At 72.2% G+C, this 20,091-nt stretch carries 18 protein-coding genes; 4 read left to right on the plus strand and 14 right to left on the minus strand.

Annotated features, from left to right (window positions below):
* Positions 1 to 49: 49 nt before the first annotated feature.
* The 13 genes from OG370_RS18355 to OG370_RS18415 all read right to left on the minus strand — a co-directional run bounded on the left by OG370_RS18355 (position 50) and on the right by OG370_RS18415 (position 12,916).
* Positions 50 to 673, minus strand: a complete 624-nt coding sequence (locus OG370_RS18355; protein ID WP_328465612.1) for a histidine phosphatase family protein — start codon at positions 671 to 673, stop codon at positions 50 to 52.
* A 132-nt stretch (positions 674 to 805) separates the two neighbouring features.
* Positions 806 to 1,276, minus strand: a complete 471-nt coding sequence (locus tag OG370_RS18360) for a helix-turn-helix transcriptional regulator (RefSeq protein ID WP_328465613.1) — start codon at positions 1,274 to 1,276, stop codon at positions 806 to 808.
* A 278-nt stretch (positions 1,277 to 1,554) separates the two neighbouring features.
* The gene (locus tag OG370_RS18365; RefSeq protein WP_328465615.1) at positions 1,555 to 2,904 is read right to left on the minus strand and encodes a tryptophanase; all 1,350 of its coding nucleotides are present in this window, start codon (positions 2,902 to 2,904) and stop codon (positions 1,555 to 1,557) included.
* A 115-nt stretch (positions 2,905 to 3,019) separates the two neighbouring features.
* The gene (locus OG370_RS18370; protein WP_328465617.1) at positions 3,020 to 4,162 is read right to left on the minus strand and encodes a tryptophan dimethylallyltransferase family protein; all 1,143 of its coding nucleotides are present in this window, start codon (positions 4,160 to 4,162) and stop codon (positions 3,020 to 3,022) included.
* 358 nt (positions 4,163 to 4,520) lie between these two features.
* Positions 4,521 to 5,864 carry a cytochrome P450 gene (locus tag OG370_RS18375; RefSeq protein ID WP_328465619.1) on the minus strand — a complete coding sequence of 448 codons (1,344 nt, stop codon included), beginning with the start codon at positions 5,862 to 5,864 and terminating at the stop codon, positions 4,521 to 4,523.
* Positions 5,861 to 6,463, minus strand: coding sequence for a GTP-binding protein (locus OG370_RS18380; RefSeq protein WP_328465621.1), 603 nt, complete (start codon positions 6,461 to 6,463; stop codon positions 5,861 to 5,863). The genes OG370_RS18375 and OG370_RS18380 overlap by 4 nt, the downstream gene beginning before the upstream one ends.
* Complete coding sequence (locus tag OG370_RS18385; RefSeq protein WP_328465623.1) at positions 6,438 to 6,809, minus strand: DUF742 domain-containing protein; 372 nt, start codon at positions 6,807 to 6,809, stop codon at positions 6,438 to 6,440. Before OG370_RS18385 ends, OG370_RS18380 begins: the two co-directional genes overlap by 26 nt.
* Positions 6,806 to 7,207 (minus strand): roadblock/LC7 domain-containing protein, encoded by a 402-nt coding sequence (locus tag OG370_RS18390; protein WP_328465625.1) that lies wholly within the window; start codon positions 7,205 to 7,207, stop codon positions 6,806 to 6,808. The genes OG370_RS18385 and OG370_RS18390 overlap by 4 nt, the downstream gene beginning before the upstream one ends.
* Positions 7,204 to 8,334: an ATP-binding protein gene (locus OG370_RS18395; protein WP_328465627.1), complete on the minus strand. Its 1,131-nt coding sequence runs from the start codon at positions 8,332 to 8,334 to the stop codon at positions 7,204 to 7,206. The genes OG370_RS18390 and OG370_RS18395 overlap by 4 nt, the downstream gene beginning before the upstream one ends.
* 494 nt (positions 8,335 to 8,828) lie before the next feature.
* Positions 8,829 to 9,482 (minus strand): transglycosylase SLT domain-containing protein, encoded by a 654-nt coding sequence (locus tag OG370_RS18400; protein WP_328465629.1) that lies wholly within the window; start codon positions 9,480 to 9,482, stop codon positions 8,829 to 8,831.
* 93 nt (positions 9,483 to 9,575) lie between these two features.
* Positions 9,576 to 10,151 carry a TerD family protein gene (locus OG370_RS18405; protein WP_328465631.1) on the minus strand — a complete coding sequence of 192 codons (576 nt, stop codon included), beginning with the start codon at positions 10,149 to 10,151 and terminating at the stop codon, positions 9,576 to 9,578.
* 121 nt (positions 10,152 to 10,272) lie between these two features.
* On the minus strand, positions 10,273 to 12,075 hold the full coding sequence (locus tag OG370_RS18410; protein ID WP_328465633.1) for an LCP family protein: 1,803 nt from the start codon (positions 12,073 to 12,075) through the stop codon (positions 10,273 to 10,275).
* Positions 12,076 to 12,229: 154 nt separating this feature from the next.
* Complete coding sequence (locus OG370_RS18415) at positions 12,230 to 12,916, minus strand: undecaprenyl-diphosphate phosphatase (protein WP_328465635.1); 687 nt, start codon at positions 12,914 to 12,916, stop codon at positions 12,230 to 12,232.
* A gap of 268 nt (positions 12,917 to 13,184) precedes the next feature.
* Between OG370_RS18415 and OG370_RS18420 the strand changes: the two genes are divergently transcribed.
* Both OG370_RS18420 and OG370_RS18425 read left to right on the plus strand, forming a co-directional pair.
* Complete coding sequence (locus OG370_RS18420) at positions 13,185 to 13,391, plus strand: hypothetical protein (RefSeq protein ID WP_328465637.1); 207 nt, start codon at positions 13,185 to 13,187, stop codon at positions 13,389 to 13,391.
* Between the two features lie 272 nt (positions 13,392 to 13,663).
* The gene (locus OG370_RS18425; RefSeq protein WP_328465639.1) at positions 13,664 to 15,148 is read left to right on the plus strand and encodes an LCP family protein; all 1,485 of its coding nucleotides are present in this window, start codon (positions 13,664 to 13,666) and stop codon (positions 15,146 to 15,148) included.
* A gap of 51 nt (positions 15,149 to 15,199) precedes the next feature.
* On the opposite strand, the gene OG370_RS18430 is transcribed toward OG370_RS18425, so the two are convergent.
* Positions 15,200 to 16,003 (minus strand): hypothetical protein, encoded by an 804-nt coding sequence (locus tag OG370_RS18430; RefSeq protein WP_328465641.1) that lies wholly within the window; start codon positions 16,001 to 16,003, stop codon positions 15,200 to 15,202.
* 333 nt (positions 16,004 to 16,336) lie between these two features.
* On the opposite strand from OG370_RS18430, the gene OG370_RS18435 reads away from it, so the two are divergent.
* Together OG370_RS18435 and OG370_RS18440 are read left to right on the plus strand one after the other, a co-directional pair.
* Complete coding sequence (locus OG370_RS18435) at positions 16,337 to 16,687, plus strand: ArsR/SmtB family transcription factor (protein WP_328465643.1); 351 nt, start codon at positions 16,337 to 16,339, stop codon at positions 16,685 to 16,687.
* A complete protein-coding gene (locus OG370_RS18440; RefSeq protein WP_443060698.1) occupies positions 16,671 to 19,589 on the plus strand; it encodes an HAD-IC family P-type ATPase in 2,919 nt (972 codons plus the stop codon). Before OG370_RS18435 ends, OG370_RS18440 begins: the two co-directional genes overlap by 17 nt.
* The last annotated feature ends 502 nt before the right edge of the window (positions 19,590 to 20,091 follow it).

Raw genomic sequence — 20,091 nt, forward strand, 5'->3', positions numbered from 1 at the left:
CTCGGCCACCCGCCGCCCGCGCATCAGCCGTTGCCGCTCGGTACGGGCCTCAGACGTGCAGCTCCGGGGGGAAGCCGGTCCAGCGGAGCTCGACGGGGAGGTGGCCGGTGTCGTTGAAGAGCAGCACCGCCGGGGGGCGGTCGGGTGCGTAGCGGATGACCGTCAGGGCCGCGTTGGCGTGGTTGATGCCCAGCCACCGCCACTTCGGCGCGTCGAGGGCCGCGCGGAGCAGCCAGCCGACGAGGAAGTTGTGGGTGACGACCAGCTCGTGGCGCGGCTCATCGCCGGCGACGGGTCCGGTGAAGTCCGCGAGGGCCGCGGCGGCGAGCCCGGGGCCCTGTTCGCGTTCCTCGGCCGTGAACTGGCCCAGGAACGCGACCCAGTCGTCGGCCGCCTGCGGCGGCAGCTCCTCGCACGCCGGCAGGTAGGGCATGTAGTCGCCGGCCGTGTCGGAGCGGCGCAGCGGAACGCCGTCGAGCTGGTCCCCGACCAGGCGGGCGGTCTGCTCGGCGCGCGCGAGCGGCCCGTGGTGGATCGCCGCCAGCGGGACCCCACGCAGCCGCTGCCCCAGGAGAGCGGCCTGCCGGCGCCCCGCGTCGGTCAGTTCGCTCTCATCCGCCGAAGCCTCGCCGTGCCGGGCGAGATAGAGGTAGCGGGCGGCCGTTCCGGACATAGGCGGGTCCTCCACGGAGACGATCTTGCGGACCCCAGGGGGGACGCCGCCCACGTACGGGCTGGTTCCACGCGGGCGGGTCGGGGCCGGGCGGACTGACAGGCCGGGCGGACTGACGGGCCGGGCGGGTTCCTACCGGCCCTCCGGTTGGTCAAGCTGCTCCAACTGCTCCAGGGCATCGCGGAGGGCGGCCCGGGAGGTGACGCCCAACTTCGGGAAGAGCTGGTGGAGGTGGGTCGAGACGGTCCGGGGGGACAGCAGGAGCCGCTGCCCGATCTGCTTGTTGGTCAGGCCGGTGGCCGCCAGGCGGGCGATCTGCGACTGCTGCGGGGTCAGGGCCGGCCCGCGGGGCGCGGTGCGGACGAGCACCGGGATGCCGCAGGCGGTGGCGCCGTCGGCGTCGGCACCCGGGAACCGCTGCCCGATCAGGTCGAACGCCTTCTGCGCCTCGATGCCGGGCATGAAGGCGGTGCCGCTGTCGCCGGCGGCCGGCGCCTTGGCGGCCCCGACGCCGACCGCGACGAGGACCACCGCCCACAGCAGGGCGACGAGCCGGCGCCGCCGGAAGGCGGTACGGCCCAGTCGGTGAAGGAGGGTAGCCACAGCGAATGCCTCTCCGGGGTCATGGTCTCGGGCACTGCCAAGGCTGTCCTTCGAGACCCCGCCGGCGCGTCGTGCGGCTGCCGTCACTTCCGCCTGGTGAGAACGCACGACAAGGTGCGCGCTCCTCCTCCCTGAGGACTACCCGCCGCCTCTCCCTCGCGCCGGCCCCGGCCGGTCGGCCGCCCCGCTCCCCCGCGCGCGTCGGCGCTCCCCGCGCATGCCCGCGGCCCGGGCCGTCACCCAGGCCCGGGCCGCGAACGGTGCTGCGTCGAACCAGGTCAGCCGGTCACCGGGACCGGGGCGAGGGTCGCGCGGAAGTGGCGCAGGATCGGGGACTGGTCCACGATCCGGAACCCGTAGACGCTGTCGGCGTTCTTGGTGATCTTCGCCAGGGTCTCGCCGACGTGGTCGTAGTGGCTGCGGGTGTAGACGCGGCGCGGCAGGGCGAGCCGGACCAGCTCGTAGGGCGCGCTCTTCACCGGATTGCCGTCCTCGTCCTCCTCACCGAGGTAGAGGGAACCCAACTCGGCCGAGCGGATGCCCCCTTCGAGGTAGAGCTGGACGGACAGCGCGTGGCCGGGGTAGTTGTGGGCGGGTATGTGCGGGAACAGCCGACCCGCGTTGAGGTAGAGCGCGTGCAGGCCGGGCGGTTCGAGGATGTCGACGCCCGCCGAGCGCACCCGGTGGGCGAGGTGCGAGGCGATGTCGGCCCGCTCGGCGAGGTAGGACGGCTCGGTCACCTCGGTGAGCCCCTGGGCGATCATGTCCAGGTCGCGCCCCGCCAGGCCGCCGTAGGTCGCGAAGCCCTCGGTGGCGATGAGCAGCAGCTCGCACCGCTGGGCGAGGTCCGGGTCGTTGAGCCCGATGAACCCGCCGATGTGGACGATGCCGTCCTTCTTCGCGCTCATCACGCAGCCGTCCGCCAGCCGGAACGCCTCCTCGGAGACCTGCCGGGGGGTGCGGTCGGCGTAGCCGGGCTCGTGCCGGGTGACCAGCCAGGCGTTCTCGGCGAACCGGGCGGCGTCCAGGAAGAAGGGCACACCGTGCGCGCGGCACAGCGCGGACGTCTGCTTGAGGTTCTCCATGGAGACAGGCTGCCCGCCGCCTCCGTTGTTGGTGATGGTGACGACCACCATCGCGACCCGGGAGCCCTCCGGCCCGGCGAGCGTGCGGCGCAGCTCGTCCAGGTCGATGTTGCCCTTGAACGGGTGGGTGCTGTCCAGGTTCCGCGCCTCGGGACACGGCAGGTCGCGCGCCTCGGCACCGGCCAGCTCGACGTTGGCCCGGGTGGTGTCGAAGTGCGTGTTGGACAGCGCCAGCTTGCCGGGCTCCAACAGCGTGGTGAACAGCACGCGTTCGGCTGCCCGGCCCTGGTGCACCGGCAGGATGTGGGAGTAGCCGGTCAGCTCGGTGATGGTGTCGTGGAACCGGTAGAAGGAGCGCGAGCCCGAGTAGGACTCATCGCCCGCCATGCCGGCGGCCTGCTGCGCGGCCGACAGCGCGCCGGTGCCGGAGTCGGTCAGCAGGTCGATGGTCACCTCCTCCGCCCGCAGGTCGAACAGGTTGTAGTGCACGCGCTTCAGCGCTTCCTCACGCTGCTGCCGCGTCGTGACGGGGATGGGTTCCACTACCTTGATCCGGTACGGCTCCATGCAGACCGCTGCTCCTGTCTTTCTGTCGTGCGAAGTGGTGTTGCGGGTGTGTCAGCGCCCGATCCCGTGACCCGCACGGGTGGGGAGCGGTTCAACGGGGCGGTTGCACCTCGTACGCCTCCGAGGAGACGTAGACGGTGACCCGCGGGGCCTGGCCGCGCTGGTGGACCAGCGCCACGTAGGCGACGAGCCCGACGCCGTCGCTCAGCGGGCGGGAGGTCACCGCGGCCAGCGCGCGGTCGAGTGCGGCGCTGTCCATGCCGTAGCGGCGCAGCACCGCCACCGCCCGCTCGCGCGCCTGTCCGTCGTGCTCGACGTACGTACGCACGGGCATGTGCAGCGTGAAGCCGCTGGGCAGTCCGGTCGCCGTCTCGGTGAAGGAGTGGCAGGTCAGTGCGCGCCGGGTGAGCGGCCCCTGGGCGCCGTCGCCGGCGCCGCCCGCGCCGTCGTTGCCGGTGCCGGCGATCGTGTGGAAGAAGCCCGTCGTCTGGTCCCGGCCCTCGTCGGGCGCGAGGCGGGAGTACGCACCGGCCTGCTCGGCGGCGAGGCTCTCGTGGGTGCAGTAGACCTTCACCCGCGGCGCCTGCCACGCGCCGAGGTCGAGCGCGACGAAGGGGAAGTCGTCGGCCGGCGGCAGCGCGTCGAACGCCTGCCGGTGGCCGAGCCTGGCGAGCGCCTCCCGTACGGTCTCCGCGCGCCGGTCCCGGCCGTTGGCGGCCGGGCTGAGGTAGACCTTCACCGCGGGGACGCCGCCGGGCCGCAGTTCCAGCGCGCACCACAGGGCGAACGCCCCGGCGGGCGCGGCCGGGAAGAACAGGTCCTCCAGCCGGTCGAGTTGGTCGGTGGAGAAGTTCCAGCGGTCCGCCATCTCGCGGATCACCCGCAGCCCGGTACGCCCGTTCGCCGCCAAGTCCCCGCTGCCGCAGCCGGGTTCGAGCAGTACCCGCAGGGCCGGCGTGGAGCCGGGCAGGAAGGCCAGCGAATACTCGACCGGCGTGTGGTCGTCGGAGAGCAGGGTGGGCGAGGGCGGGGGCAGCGCCAACGACCTTTCGGCCGCCGGGCCGAGGCTGTCGGCGAGGACCTCGACGTAGGTCTCCGCGTCCGCACGGCCCAACCGCGCCACCTCGCACAGCCGGGCGAGCTGCCCGGTGACGAGACCGCCGAGTTGAGCCGGCTCCAGCCGGGAGAGGCCGGAGCCGGCGAAGTCGCGGATCGGGGAACGACCGCCGGTCATCGGAGCCCTTCCCTCGCGATGGCATATGCCGGAACACGCCCGGAACGGGCGAAAAGAGACCCGCCCCGGAGGGCGGGTTCGGTGGGCGGCGCATCCCCCGGCACGCACAGGTACTCGGAATGAGAACAAATGTTCGATGATCCGGAGTGAACATCCGACGGTCGGGGTAGGGGTAAAACAGCCGGTCGCAGCGGTACGGGCGGATCGGCGGCAGCAGGCACGGTGACAACTCCTTTAGTCCTGGCCAACGATTTTCGCCCAGGTGACTACCCGTCCCGTCGAATGATCATGTGAGTTGCAGGCATATGCGCATCGTGACCTGAATCACGCATGCTTTTTGGCCACTTCCGCGGCTGGATCACACCTTCCACCAGGCCAGGAACGAACTCCACAAGCCTCCCTTTTGCGCCTTGCCCTGCGATGGGCCCTGATGTCCGGCCGTCGCCGCAGGCTTCCCCTGCACCCCGGTCTGCGGGCCTTTGTCCACCCGTATCGGCGCGAACCGGGCGGGCAGCGCGGCCAGCGCGCGGTTGAACGGCCCCGGCCGCCAGGTCAGGCTGTCCACCGGCACCGCCAGCTCGATGTCCGGGAGCTGGTTGAGCAGGTTCTCGATGGCCGCGATCGTGATGAGCTGGGCCGGGTCCTTCGCCGGGCAACCGTGCGGGCCGGTGCTCCACGCCAGGTGGGCGCGCTTGCTGAGCAGTTGGCGCGAGCCGGACAGCGCCGGGTCGGTGTTGGCCGCCGCGAAGCTGACCAGCACCAGCTCGCCCGCGTCGATCCGGCGCCCGGCGAACTCGATGTCGGCCACCGGGTAGTGGGGCGCGTAGTTGGACATCGGCGGGTTGTTCCACAGCACTTCGTCGATGGCGTCCTCGACCAGCAGCCCGCCGTCGGAGAACCGGTCGTCGGAGAGGATGAGGCACAGTCCGTTGCCGATGAGGTTGCGCAACGGCTCCGCACCGGAGCCCAGCAGCAGGATCAGCTGGTGGACCATCTCCTCGTCGGTGAGCTTCGCCGGGTGCTGCATGAGCCATGACGTCACGTCATCACCCGGCTGCGCCCGCCGCAGCGCGACCAGCTCGGCGACGGACTGGCCGAGCACCTCGTTGGCCTTCTCGGCGTTGATGCCGTCGAAGATGCCGTTGATGCCGAAGATGACCCGGTCGCCGATGTCCGCGGGGCAGCCGAACAGCTCGCTGAAGACGAAGAGCGGCAGCAGCTTGGCGTAGTCGTTGAGCAGGTCGACCGAGCCGCGGGTGCTGAACTGCTCGATCAGGTAGCGGGAGACCCGGTCCACGTTCCGCTTCAGCAGGTGGCTGTCCACCCGGGCCATGGTGTCCGTGACGGCCTGGCGCAGCCGCAGGTGGTCCGCGCCGTCGGTGAACATGCAGTTCGGCCGGTAGGCGAGCAGCGGCACCACCGGGCTGTTCGGGTTGACCTTGCCCTCGTTGAAGGCACGCCAGCGGCGCGAGTCCTTCCGGAAGGTGTCGGGGTCCTGGAGCAGTTGCAGCGCCGCCGAGTAGTCCGTGACGAGCGTGGCGTTCACCCCGGGCGCCAGCTCCACCGGCGCGGTGGGGCCGAAGTTGCGCATCCAGGCGTAGTACGAGTCGGGGTCCGCCTGGAACTCGGGTCCGTGCAGGGGCACTCGGCCGTGCGCGGGGCAGCCGGGCGGAGGGGAGGGAAAGCCTGAGTCGGTACTCACGTGGTGCTCCTAGCGGTACGCGTCTGGAGATACCGGACCAGGGCGATCAAAGCGTCGGCGGACGATTTCTGGTCGCGGGCATCGCAAGTGACGATGGGGGTTTCGGGCAGCAGGTCGAGGGCGTCGCGCAACTCGTCGTCGGAGCGGACCGGCGTGTCGTCGAAGTGATTGACGGAAATCGCGTAGGGAAGCCCGTATTGTTCGACGAGGTCGATGACGGGGAAGGACTCCTTGAGCCGCTCCGGGTCGACCAGGATCAACGCGCCGAGCGCGCCTCGGGTCATGTCCTCCCACACCTGGACGAAGCGTTCCTGCCCGGGCGTTCCGAAGAGGTACAGCACGAGTTGCTCGCTCAGCGTGATGCGGCCGAAGTCCATGGCCACCGTGGTGGTGGTCTTCCCCCGCACTCCCTTGAGGTCGTCGACCAGTGCGCCGGCCTGGGTCATCCGCTCCTCGGTGCGCAGCGGCGGGATCTCGGACATCGTGCCGATGAACGTCGTCTTTCCGACCGCGAAGTGCCCCACGACCAGGATCTTGGCCGCGGTCTTCACCGCTCCGTCGAGATAGACGCCATCAGCCGAATCGGGCCTGGAGCCCATTCAGCACCTCCTGAAGGAGCGATACGTCGGCGAGTTGGGCACGAGGCACCGGGGGCCGGACCACCAGGTAGCCCTCCGACGACAGGTCGGAGAGCAGCACCTTGATGATGCCGATCGGAAGCTTCATGTGCCCGGCTATCTCGGCCACCGAGAGCATGCCGCCCGAACACAGGTCCAGGACACTGTGCTTCTCCGGGTCGAGATGGACCGGACGCGGCTGATCGGACGCGGTGACCAGGGTGATGAGATTGAACTGGTCGTCGGCCGGCAGGCCGCGCCCGTTCGTGATGACGTACGGTCGCACTAAATCCGTGGACTGCGCTACGGGCTCATCCGATTCGTTCATACCTGGGTACTCGTGTTTTCGCGAGGCGGCGCGGTCAGGACCTTGCCGAGTTGGCCGACGAGTTGCTGCATCCGGAAGGTGATGGCCGCCATGTCGACGTCCGGAGCGGACGAGACGGCCAGGTAGGCGCCCGCGCCGGCGGAGATGAGGAAGACCCAGCCGCCGTCGAACTCCACCAGGGTCTGGCGCCAGACCATGTCCGGGCCGCCGCAGAAGCCGCCCATCGTGCGGCTCAGCGACTGGATGCCGCTCATGGCCGCGGCGACGGTGTCGGCCTCGTCCTTCCTGACCTGCTGCGAGCGGGCCATCAGCAGCCCGTCGGCGGAGATCAGGATCGCGTGGCGCGCCCCGGGGACCTCCAGGGCACTCTCAAGCATCCATGACAGGTCGTTGTTCACTGCGGTTCATGCCCTTCCCTTTGTGCGGAGCGCCCGGACTGTGTGCCGAGCTGGAAGGCGCCCATGATCGAAGCGGCTTCCTCGTTCGTCCGGGTGGGGGGCGCGGGGGCGTCCGCACTCGGCACGATGGAGATCGATCCCTTCCGGCTCCGTCTCGGCAGACCGCCGGGGGTCGAGCTGGACGGCCGCTCCGCCGGCGCGGCAGCCCCGGCGGCGACCCCGTTGGGGGCGGGGGTACGGGAGGCCGGCGGCTCTTTCGGCTCGGGCATGTTGGTCAGAAGCTCCTCGGGAAGAAGCACCACCGCGCGTACGCCGCCGTAGGGGGAGGAGGAGTCGACGGACACGTTGAAGCCGTACCGCTGGGCGAGCACGCCGATGACCGCGAAACCGAACTGCGGCGGGTTGCCCAGTCCGGCGACGCCCGCCGGGCCCTGGCCGGACAGCAGCTCGTCGGCGCGCGCCTTCTCCTCCTCGTTCATACCGACACCGGCATCGTCGATGATGATGCAGACACCCTTGGGCACAGTGCGGGTGGTGATGTCGATCGGGGTGTCGGGGGCCGAGTAGCTGGTCGCGTTGTCCAGCAGCTCGGCGAGGGCCAGCGCCACGGGTTCGACGGCGCGGCCGATCAGGGCGAAGTTGGTCTGCGAACGGATCTCGACCCGCGTGTAGTGCCGGATACGGCCCTTCGCGCTGCGCACCACGTCGTAGACCGACGCGGCGACCCGCTGCCGGCCCAGCCACCCGTCGCAGAGCACGGCGATGGACTGCGCACGCCGGCCGAACTGCGAGTTCATGTGGTCGATCTCCAGGAGGTCCTGGAGGACGTGGTGTTCGCCGAACTTGTCCTGGGCCTTGGAGATGGCCACCTGCTGCTCGTTGGCCAGGCCCTGGAGGGTCCGCATGGCGGACTTGAGCGCGCTCTTGGTGGCGTCCTCCGCGCGGACCCGGGCTTCCTGCACCGACTCGGAGTAGCCGCCCTCGAGTTCCGCGTAGCGGTTCTCCAACTCGGCGTTCTCGGTCCGCAGTCTGGCCCGCGCTTTCCGCCCGCGGAGTATGACGGTTGCGGCGAACGGCGCGCCGGCGATCAGAGCCCAGAGCGCCGGGTCCTGTATGTAATGCGTCATGAGACTCTCTTCAAGCGACTAGACGACCACCAGGGACTTAAGGGGGGCTGCGTCTCTGCGTCCGGGGGTACTGATGTGCGAAGGTGCCGCTACGGCACCCGCGCGACCCGGGGCGTCGCACGCGCCTTGCCGGCGGCAGCGCAGACGGGTCGGCACAACTAAGAGCGCCCGTATGCCCGACTGCGGCATGGTGCTCCTCGGTGTGGTGGACCCTCTCGACCCGATCGCCGTCTGTCCTGCACGCTCATTGGCTAGCCTGGCAAGCGGGCCGATCGTACCACCATGATCAGCCACGGGGCGCGCAAGTGCCGCTGGCACGTGAAATCCTGACGCGACGTCAGTACAATGCCCGCGCAATTCCCCGGCGAACGCCCGTCCGGGCTCGGTACTTTGCCCGGATGCGTGCCGACTGGTTCGGGGTGCGGGCGGCCGTCCCGCCCCGCACCAGCGCGTTTGTGAACGTTGTGCGAAGGCCGACCGCCTTTTCGGGGAGGCTACTTGAGAGCCTGCGCCGCCTTGGACCAGTTGCCGCGGAGGGTGTCGAGGTAGGAACGGGCCTGCGAGCCGGGGCTGGTGCCCTCGGCGAACAGCCGCATGTTGCCGGTCCCGGTGTTGTAGCCGAGCGCGAGCAACTGGTCGGTGGTGTACGCGCCGGTGCGGTGCGCGGGAAGTTGGGCCTGGAGGTCGTGCAGGTACCAGGCGGCCGCCTGGATCGCCAGGTCCGGGTGGTCCGGGAGCTCCTCCCAGCCGCGGTTCGCGAACGGCCGGCCGCGCTTGGTGTCGTCGAACGCGGCCCGGTGCATGTTGGCGATGCCGAACGCGGCGTCGGGCTTCGACTTCTGCCAGGCGCGCTCGAAGGCGGGGTCGTGCGGCTTGTACGACTCGTTGTAGAGGATCGCCATCAGCAACTGGGCGTGCACACCGGCTTGCCGGGCGTATATGACGACGGGCGCGGCGAACTGCGCCGGGTCGTTCGGGTCCGGTGTCGCGGACCGGGTCGGGGCCGATGTCGTGGGCGCCGCCGTGCTGTGCGGGGCGCTGCTCTGCGCGTCGGCGTCGTGGTCGCCGTGCCCGTGGCCGACCGCCAGGAAGGCGACGACCAGGCCCGCGACGGCGAGCCACGGCCAGATGCTGCGTCTGCCGGCCACGCTCGCCTCCTCATCGGTCGGGTCACCCGCTGCGAGGGTAACCCGGGCGGGCCGGGGCGGGCCCGGCAGCCGAGGCCGGCCGGGCCCGCCGGCTCAGACGTTGACGCCGAAGTCGCTCGCGATGCCGGCCAGGCCGGAGGCGTACCCCTGGCCGATGGCGCGGAACTTCCACTCCGGGCCGTGCCGGTACAGCTCGCCGAAGACCATGGCGGTCTCGGTGGAGGCGTCCTCGGTCAGGTCGTAGCGCGCCAGTTCGCGGCCGTCGGCCTGGTTGACGATCCGGATGAAGGCGTTGCGGACCTGGCCGAAGCTCTGGCCGCGCCCCTCCGCCTCGTAGATGGAGACGGGGAAGACGATCTTGTCCACCTGGGGCGCGACGCCCGCGAGGTTGACCTTGATCTGCTCGTCGTCGCCGTCGCCGCCGCCGGTGAGGTTGTCGCCGCTGTGCTCGACCGAGTGGTCCGGGCTGGCGAGGTTGTTGAAGAAGACGAAGTGCTGGTCCGACAGCACCTTCCCGGCCGTGTCGCACAGCAGGGCAGAGGCGTCCAGGTCGTAGTCGGCACCGGTGGTGGTGCGCACGTCCCAGCCCAGCCCGACGGTGACCGCGGTCAGCCCCGGCGCCTCCTTGCTCAGTGAGACGTTGCCGCCCTTGGACAAAGTCACGCCCACGAACTACCTCCGGTTGTCCTTGTCGTTCCGTGTTCGGCTGCTTGCCGGAACCGACGCCGTACGGCGTGCCACGGTTCCCGGCTTGCGTAAGAGCTTAAGCTTTTCGGCCGGGCCCGGCCCGTCAGTCGTCGGAGTCCTTCTTCCCCGGAGAGGCCGCGTACGCCTGCCCCGGCGTCATCGGGACGCCGTTGATCTCGACCGTCTTGTACGTGCTGACCTCGGCGCAGGACGACGACTTGTCCGCGGTCTCGGCGTGCGCGTCGGCCAGCGCGGTCTTCGTGTCGCCGGCGGAGGCCGTGCCGCTGCCGCCGGGGAAGCTGGTGCCACTGGACCAGTCGGAGCCGATCACCAGCGTGACACCGGCCGCCGTGCCCTGCTTCAGGTGCGACGACGGCAGCCCGAGCGCCTTGGCCGCGGTCTGCGCCTGGCCCTTCTGCCCGGGGCCGTAGGTCAGGGTCGTGGTCGCCGTGGCGTCGGCGTTGCCGCTGCTGGTGGCCGGGTTGAAGCCCTTGTCGATCAGCGCGCTGGCGATGTCGCCGGCCCGGCCGCCGACGGTGGTGCCGTTCCGCACACTGACCGTGACCTGCGAGGCGGGTACCGCCGTGGCCGACGGGCTCGCGGTCGCCTTGGCCGCCGCGGACTTGCCGCCGCCGGCGGTGGTCAGCGCCTGGTCGCCCGCGATGGTGGAGAACAGCGTCTGCGCGCCGGCGCCCACCACGACCCGGTTGGAGTCGCTCGGGTCGGGCGCGGTCTGCATGGTGGTGAAGGTGATCCGCTTGGACGGCACCTTGTTCACGTCGTCGGCCAGCCCGATGAGCTTGTTGACGCTGCCCAGCCCGGTGTCCACGGTGAGGGCCTTGGTGGCGGCGTTCGCCAGCTTGTAGACGGCCTCGGGGTTGGTCAGGGTGCCCGCGCTCTTGAACTTGCGGATCAGCGAGCTGAGGAAGGCGTGCTGGGCGTAGGTGCGCCCGAGGTCGCTGCCGTCCCCGAAGCCGTGCCGCGAACGCAGGAACTCCAGCGCGCCCACGCCCTTGAGGGTGTGGGTGCCCTTGGAGAGCTTCAGGTGGGAGTACGTGTCGTACACGTCGCCGCTGACGCAGACCGGCACGCCGCCGACCGCGTCGGACATGCTGACCACGCCGGAGAAGTCGACCTGGATGAAGTGGTCGATGGGGATGTTCGTCAGTTGGTGGACGGTGGCCACCTGGCACGCCTGCCCGTACGCCAGGGCGCTGTTGATCATGCCGTGGTAACCGGCGGTCTTCGCACCCGTCTTGGGGTCGGTGCAGGCCGGCACGTCGACCTCGGTGTCGCGCGGGATGCTCATCACGGTGGCGTTGGAGCGGTCGGCGGATATGTGCAGCACCATCTCCACGTCCGCGTTGCCCCCGCTCTGCACGCCGGTCTTGGCGCAGCCGCCGCCCAGCTTGCAGTCCTCGGTCGAGGTACGGCCGTCGCTGCCCATCACCAGGATGTTGATCGGGGTCCGACCGAAGGCGTCCGCCTTCTCCTTGCCGGCGCTGTTCTTCCCGACGCCGCCGGTGAGCGAGACGCTGGTGATGTTGCCGTTCAGGTGCTGGTAGAACCACCAGCCGGCGCCGGCGGTGACCACCACCAGCAACGACACGGTGATCGCCGCGATCCGCAGGAACCGCCGCCCGCCGCTGCGGCGCTTCGCCCGGCTGCCGCCGCGCCGCCGCGACCCGCCCCCGCCGTGCGCCGCCGCCCGGGCCGCGGCCCGCCCGCCGGATATCCCGCCGCCGGAGTCCCCGGGGTCGGGGTCGCCGCCGCGGGCGCGGGAGCCCCTACCGCCGGGTCCGGCGTCGTGGGAGCCGCTGCGCGGCCCCGGCGGTTGCGGTGCGCGGTCGTACGGCACCCGGCCCTCCGGCGGGCCGCCGGCCGGCCTGTCCCAGGGATCACTCATCTCCCACTCCCTTGTCCGAGCAGTCCTCGCGAGGCCCGCGGCCGGTTACGACCAGTGAAGCGGTGACTCCACTCCGTTTTCACGCTTGCGCAATGCGGCAAGGATAAGTCATGCCCCTGTGCGGACCCGACGAGTTCGGGCCGGCCCGCCCGGGTCACCCGAGCGCCGGGCAGGCGAGGCCGCCCGGACCCGCCGGCCCGCGGTAGACGGTGAACGGGGTGAGCGTGCCGTTCGCGAAGCACCTGGCCAGGAAGCGCACCGCGACGTAGCCCGCGGCGAAGGCGGCGACGCCGCCGGCGACCACCCGGCCGCGGATGCCGCCCCCGGCCGGACCCAGCAGGTCGGGCACCTGCAGCAGCGCCGCGGCGCCGATCACCGGGGTGGCGAGCAGGAACGCGAAGCGCGCGGAGTCCTCGTACGGCAGGCACCGGAAGGTGCCGGCGCCGATGGTGACGCCGGAACGGCTGATGCCCGGCATGAGCGCCGGGATCTGCGCGGCCCCGATCAACGCGCCGTGCCCGAAGGAGAGTTTGGTGATCCGGCGGTCGGAGCGCTCGTCGGGGGGCGGGTCCTCCCCGCCGGCGGCGGGGGCGCTCCCGACCCGGCGCCGCCCGGTACCGCCGCGCCGCAGCAGCTCGGCGCCGTACAGCACCAGGCCGGTGAGCGCGAGGAAGACCTCCGCCGGGACGGGCTTGCCCGGGACGCCGCGGAAGAGGTGGTCCAGCGCGAGCCCGGCGACGCCGACCGGGACGGTGGCGGCGATCAGCAGCCACGCGAGCTCCTGGTCGACGGTGGCGATCCGCCGGTCCCGCACGGCTTCGGTGGAGGTCGAGGTCGACATGTACGGCTCTCGTCGGAGGTGGGCGATGCGGCGGCGCACGGATGACGCGGGCGATGCGGTGACGCGAGTGGTACCGGTGAAGCGAGTGACGTAGGTGACACAGGTGATCCGCGCCACACCGGGCGCCCGGACGCTGCGGCCGACCCCGTACGCGGCACGACACCCCCCGCCCCGTAGAGGGTGTTCACGGTCGCCATGGTTCCCGGATTACGCAAGCTCTAAAGTGTTCGCCATGCAGCAGGCGGCGAGGCGAAGCGGGAGGGTGCCGGTGACCTGGGAGACGGCCGAGCTGGAGGGGGGACCGGCGGACGGCACGCGGATACGGGTGACCGGACGCCCCAAGGTGCTCCAAGTCACCGTGGACTGCCCGGTGGAGGAGGGCGCGCCGGAGGTGAGCGTGGTGGCGGTGTCGGTCTACCGCCGCAAGGTCGGCCCGCTGCCCCTGCGTTACGGCTGGGACGGCGCGAGCCCCTGAGGCGGGCGGCGGCCAAGTGACGGGCGGGCGGCGGCGGGTCAGCGGGCGGCCGGCGGCTGGACGCACGAGCCGCACGCCCGTACGAGCAGTACGACCCGCACGACCGTCCGACCCGGATCTCCCCCGATACGTACCGGCCCCGAAGCGAGTTGACACCACCGGGTGACAGCACGCGCAGACGCCCTTCCGGCCCGACAAAGATTGCTAGGTTGCGCAATCGGGAAACGGGAAAACCGGAGAATCCGGATCATTCGGCGTCGAAGAGGGAGCATATGCCGGGTCGTCACAGCGGAAGTCCTGGACGTCGTGAGGAACTTGAGGCCGCAGCCCGGCGCCGGCGGAGCCGCCGGGGCACGGTCGTGGCGAGCGTGGTCTCCGCGCTGGTGCTGCTGGTCTCCGGGTGCGGCTGGATCGCCCTGCACGCGAGTGCCGACCCGCACACGTTCACCGCGGACGGCATCAGCGGCGAGCGGCCCGCCTCCGGCGACGGCCAGAACATCCTGCTCATCGGCTCGGACTCGCGCGCCGGGGCGAACCGTCGACTCGGCGGCGGGAAAGGCACGGTGGGCCGCTCCGACACCACCCTCCTGCTGCATGTCTACGCCGACCGGCGGCACGCGGTCGGCGTCTCGATCCCGCGCGACACCCTGGTCGACATCCCGCCCTGCCTCCTGCCGGACGGCAGGTGGTCGGCTCCGCAGAAGAGCACCATGTTCAACGGTGCCTTCGCCACCGGGCTGACCGCGGACGGCAATCCGGCGTGCACGCAGAACACCGTCGAGCACCTGACCGGCCTGCGCGTCGACCACACCGTGGTGGTGGACTTCGCCGGGTTCGCCGCCATGACCGCCGCGGTCGGCGGCGTCCAGGTCTGCCTGCCGCAGGACGTCTATCAGAAGGACCTCAGCCCGGGCCGGGCCACGCGCGGCGCGCTGCTCTTCCACCAGGGCCTGCAGACCGTGTCCGGGCAGCGGGCGCTGGACTACGTCCGTATCCGGCACGGCATCGGCGACGGCTCCGACATCGGCCGGATGAAGCGCCAACAGGCGTTCCTGGCAAGCCTCTTCAAGAAGGTCAAGGCCAAGGGCTTCGACCCGACCGTGCTGTTGCCGCTGGCGAACGCCGCCGTCCGCTCGCTCACCGTCGATTCCGGACTCGGCTCCGTGCCGAACCTGCTGAAGTTCGCACTGTCGCTGAAGGACATCGACCTGCACAACGTCCAGTTCGTCACCGCCCCCTGGCGCTACGACGGCCCGCGCGTCGCCCTCGTCCACCCGGCGGTCGACCGGCTCTGGGCCGACCTGCGCGCCAACCGCCCGCTGCCGGCGGCCAGCACCGCACCCGCGCCGCACCCCTCCACCACCCCGGCCCCGACGGGCGCGCCCGGCGCCGGCATCAGCGTCGCGGTGGACAACGGCACCACCGTCTCCGGCCTCGCCGCGCAGGCGGCCGCGGCCCTGACCACCGCCGGTTTCACCGTCACCCGCACCGGCAACGCCCCCGGACAGGCACCGACCACCACCGTCGTCGAATACGGCGAGGGCGACCAGGCCCAAGCGGCCGCCGTCGCCCGGCTGTTCCCCGGGGCGCGGCTCCTGCCCGTCGCGACCGGCTACGGCGTCCGCCTGATCCTCGGACCGGACTACGCCGGCCACTCTGCCTCCGCGGCCCCGCCGGAGGACACCAGCCCGCCCCGCTCGGCGAGCGACAGCCCCTGTGACAACCTCTCCTACGGCGGCCCTTCGTCCGGCGGATGAATCGGAACCGGGGCACCGCTCAAGCGGGGCCGCCGGCAAGGCCGTTGCCGCTCAAGCGGGGCCGCCCGCAGGCCCGTTGCCGCCCGGGCTGGTGAAGCCGGGGCTGCCGAAACCCAGCCGCGGCCGCCTCACGACCAGGCCGGAGCCGTCGACGTCGGCCTGGCCCTCACCTTCGCCCGGCGGTCCGGGTGCCGCGGTGGGGAAGGGCGCCGCCGGTGCGCCGTGGGCGAGTTGCTGCCGTAGACAGGGGAGGACGCCGCGCACCAGCAGCGCCTGCCGCCAGGCCGCGCGGGCCCGGGCCACCCGCTGGGCGGCGCGGGCCTCGGCGGCGTCCCGCCGGGCGGTGAGCATCAGGCCCACCCCGCCGACCACCAGCGCGACGCCGAACACGCCCGCGACCGCGTACCCGATGTCGATCAGCGGCGTGCCCGCGCCGCCGACGTCGCCGGCGGCCCGCAGTCCGTATCCCAGCACCAGGAAGAGCACGGCGGCGGTGCCGCTGAGCATCGGCACCAGGACGGCGAAGGGCGCGAACAGGCCGGGCCCGCGGGCGCCGGTGCCGGCGCCGGTTCCGGACGGGGAGTCGTGACCGCCCTCCCCGTCCTCCCCGTCTTCCCCGGCCGGCACCGAGGGGAAGGCGTCGCGCAGCGCGGCGTATTGGGCGTACTCGGGGGCCGCCGTCGCGGCGATCGCGGCCATCGCGTTCAGGGCGCGGGCCCGCAGCTGCTCGACGGTGGGGCCGCCGGGCCGCCGACCGCGCACCGCCCCGAGGATCTCCTCGCCGCGCAGCGCCTGGTCCAGCACCCGTGTGAAGTCGGCCCGTTGCGGGCCCGCCCACCGCTCGTCGCCGCGCATCGTCCGCCTCCCGTTGCCCCGCACCACGAGCCGGCCCGCCGCCCGGTCCGGCCCTGCCCCCACCAGCATAGTCAGTCGGCTTGCGTGATTGCGTAAGGGTGCAATGATGTCGTTGCGGGAGTCGCTCAAGGGCCGGCCCCACGACCGCCCCCGGAGCCGTTACCTGAGAGCCGCGCCCGAGACCCCTGCGCGAGACCGGACTTGGGGACCCGTATCCGGGCCGCGGACCCGGGAGCGGCCGGGGACCTGCCCGCCGCCCGTTCGCCCGGGAGGAGCGGCAATCGCGGGTGCGTACCCTGGTGCCTGCACATTGCCGCGGTCAGGGAGGTTCACGTGACAAGGTCTGGCGGACAGCTGGGCGAGCCATCTGCAGAGGTGCTGCAGAGCGTGGCCGCGGCTTTCGGTCTGCTGGCCTCTCCGATGCGGCTGCACATCGTCTGGATTCTGGCGCAGGGCGACTGCGACGTCACGGGACTGGCCGAGCAGGTCGGCGCCACCCTTCCTGCGGTCAGCCAGCACCTGGCCAAGCTGAAGCTCGCCGGTCTGGTGCACGCCCGGCGCGAAGGCCGCAGACAGGTCTACCTGGTGGACGACCCGGACGTGGTGACCGTGGTGCGGCTGATGGTCGGTCAGCTCGCCGAGCGCCCCACCCCGGCGCGAGGCGTCCGTGGCCTGGGCGCCTGACAGGCTCGCCGGCTCCGCCCGCCCCCTGGCCGCCCCGCAGCGCGACGACCTCGCGGACGCCACGGCCCTCGAAGTACTGCGCGGCCTGGAGAGCGGCCCGCGCGGGCTGACCGAGACCGAGGCCGAGGAACGCCTCGCCCGCTACGGCGAGAACACCATCCCCGGCTGGCGCCCCGCCTCCTGGCCCCGGCGCTACGCCCGCGCCCTGCGCGACCCGTTCACCGCGATCCTGCTGGGCCTCGGGCTGGTCTCCGCGCTGGTCACGGCGTGGGGCACCGCCTGCGTGATCACCGTGCTCGTCCTGGTCAGCAGCGCGCTGCGGTCCCGCACGGAGTACCAGGCCGACCGGTCGGCGGACGGGCTGCGGCACCTGGTCGCCGCCACCGCGACCGTCCAGCGCAGATCCGCCGCCAGCGCGGCCCCCCGCTTCCGCGAGATCCCCGTCGCCCTGCTGGTGCCGGGCGACGTCATCCGGCTGGGCCCGGGCGACGTGATCCCCGCCGACGTACGGCTGCTGCGCACCCAGAACCTGACCCTGCACCAGGCCGCGCTCACCGGCGAGTCCGCCCCCGCGGCCAAGCGGCCCGACGACATGCCGCGCGCCGCCGCCGGCATGTTCGAGCGCGCGCACGCCTGCTTCCAGGGCAGCAGCGTGGCCTCGGGCAGCGGCACCGCGCTGGTCACGGCGACCGGGGCGGCCACCGAGTTCGCCCGCGCCTACCGCGGTCCCGGGCGGCGCCGGGAGTCCGCGTTCGACCGCGCGGTCAACGGGATCTCCTGGATTCTCATCCGGTTCATGCTGCTGACCCCGCCGCTGGTGCTGCTGGCCGACGCCGCGCTGCGCGGCCGGGGGCTGGAGACGCTGCCGTTCGCGGTGGCGGTGGCGGTCGGGCTGACCCCCGAGATGCTGCCGGTGGTCGTCACCACCGTGCTCGCCCGCAAGGCCGCCGCCCTCGCCCGCGACCACGACGTCATCGTCCGCTGGCTTCCCGCACTGCACAACGTCGGCGCGATCGACGTCCTCTGCACGGACAAGACCGGCACCCTCACCTGCGACCGGCCCGTCCTCGACAGCTCCCTGGACGCCTTCGGCCGCCCCGACCCCGAAGTCCTGCACTGGGCGGCCGTCAACAGCCTGTGGACACTCCAACTCGCCGACCTGCCCGCCCCGGACGCCCTGGACGAGGCGGTCCTGGACGCCGCCACCGCGTCAGCCGAGCCACCCGCCGGCAACCTCACCGCGTACGACGCCTACGACGGAGTAGCCGCACTGCCCTTCGACCCGGTGCGCCGCCTCGCCACCGCGGTCGTCCGCCGCCCGGGCCGCCGCGGCCTGCACACCCTGGTCACCAAGGGCTCCGTAGAGGAGGTACTACGGCACTGCACGCGGCTGCGCGCGGGCCCCGCGGAGCAGCCCACCGGCACCGTACGGAAGCTCCAGCCGGACCCCAACACCACGACCGCCGTCCCGGCACTCCACCACACCGGCACCGTACGGAAACTCCACACCACCGCAGAACCGGACCCCAACACCACCATCTCCCTGCCGGACCGCAAAAACACCACCACCCTCCTACCGGAACCCGACCCCACCACCGCCGAAGCGGAAGTCCGATCCGCCACCCTCCTACCGGAACCCCACCCCACCACCGCCGAACGAGACCTCGACGACAGCGAGCGGGAACGTCTGCTCGCGCTTGCCGCGGGCCAGGCGGCGCAGGGACTACGGCTGCTCGCGGTCGCCGTCGCCGAACGCCCCGCCCGGCCGGGCGTCTTCGGTCCCGCCGACGAACAGGCGCTGACCTTCGCGGGGTTCGTCGTGCTGCGGGACGCGCCGGCCGACACCGCCGCCGACGCGCTGGCGGCGCTCGCCGACCGGGGCGTCGCGGTCAAGGTGCTGACCGGCGACCACCCGGGCACCGCCGCCCGCGTCTGCCGCGACCTCGGTCTGGAGCCCGGCACCCTGCTCACCGGCGACCGTATCGACGGTATGGACGACGCGGACCTCGCCCGGCAGGCCGAGCGCACCACGGTCTTCGCCCGCTGCACCCCGCAGCACAAGGTCCGGGTGGTGCGGGCACTACGGGCGGCCGGGCACACCACCGGCTTCCTCGGCGACGGCGTGAACGACCTGCCGGCGCTGCACGCCGCGGACGTCGGCATCTGCCCGCGCGACGCCGTCGATGTCACCCGGGAGGCGGCCGACCTCGTCCTCGCGGCGAAGGACCTCACCGCCATCGACCACACCATCACCGCCGGCCGGCACTCCACCGGCACCATCGCCACCTACCTGCGGATCGCGCTCTCCTCCAACCTCGGCAACGTCATCGCGATGCTCGTGGCCGGCCTGCTGCTGCCCTTCCTGCCGATGCTCCCGGCCCAGGTGCTCCTGCAGAACCTCTGCTTCGACGCCGCCCAACTCGCCCTCGCCTACGACCAGCCCGGCCCGGAAACGCTGCGCCACCCCTCCCCACTGCGCACCCACGACTTCCTCCGCTTCATCACCGCCTTCGGCCTGCTCAACGCCGCGGCCGACCTCGCCACCTTCGCGGCCCTCGCGCTGATCGTCCCCGCCTCGGCCCACATCTCCGGCCAAGCCGCCTTCCACTCCGGCTGGTTCACCGAGAACCTCATCACCCAGGCCCTGGTCATGGTCCTCCTCCGCTCCGGCACCCGCGCACCGCTCCCCATCCGCACCGCCGCGGCCGGCCTCGCGGCGATCGGCCTGCTCCTCCCCCTCCCCCCACTCGCCCACATCCTCGGGATGACCACCCTCCCCCTCAGCTACTACCTCCTGCTCGCCTCGATCCTCGCGGTGTACACAGTCGTCCTCTTCACCGCCAAGTCCCGCCACCTCAGGCGCTGCACACCCCCCTTCCACCCCCAACTCCACCGCGTGTAGCCACCACCAGCCCACACCCCCGCCCGCGTACCCCCAGAAGCGCCCCACCCCGGACCGGAGAAGAGCCCGGCCCCCCCAGAAGCGCCCCTCCGTGGGCCCGCCCCGTACCTCCCGACCGGGCACTCCCCACCAGGAACGCCCCGCCCGAAGGACCATTCCCACCCCCCATCACCAGAAGCGCCCCCTCGCGTGAGCCACCCCGGCCCGAAGGACCACCCCCTCCCCACCACAAGCGCCCCCTCGCGTGAGCCACCCCGGGCCGGAGGACCACCACCTTCCCCACCCCCCACCCCACCAGAAGCGCCCCCTCGCGTGAGCCACCCCGGGCCGGAGGACGGCCCGGAGGGGTGGGGGTCCGAAATGCTGCCGCATATTTGTGGGCCGCCAGGCCCGTAAATATGCGATTTCGGACCCCCACGCCGCAGGGCCGGACGACCCGCACCCCGAGACCCAGCCCCACGCACCACCCGCGCGCACCGCACCCCACACCCGCCCCGCCACA

Origin of the sequence: Streptomyces sp. NBC_00448 (assembly GCF_036014115.1) — a bacterium.
Lineage (GTDB): Bacteria > Actinomycetota > Actinomycetes > Streptomycetales > Streptomycetaceae > Actinacidiphila.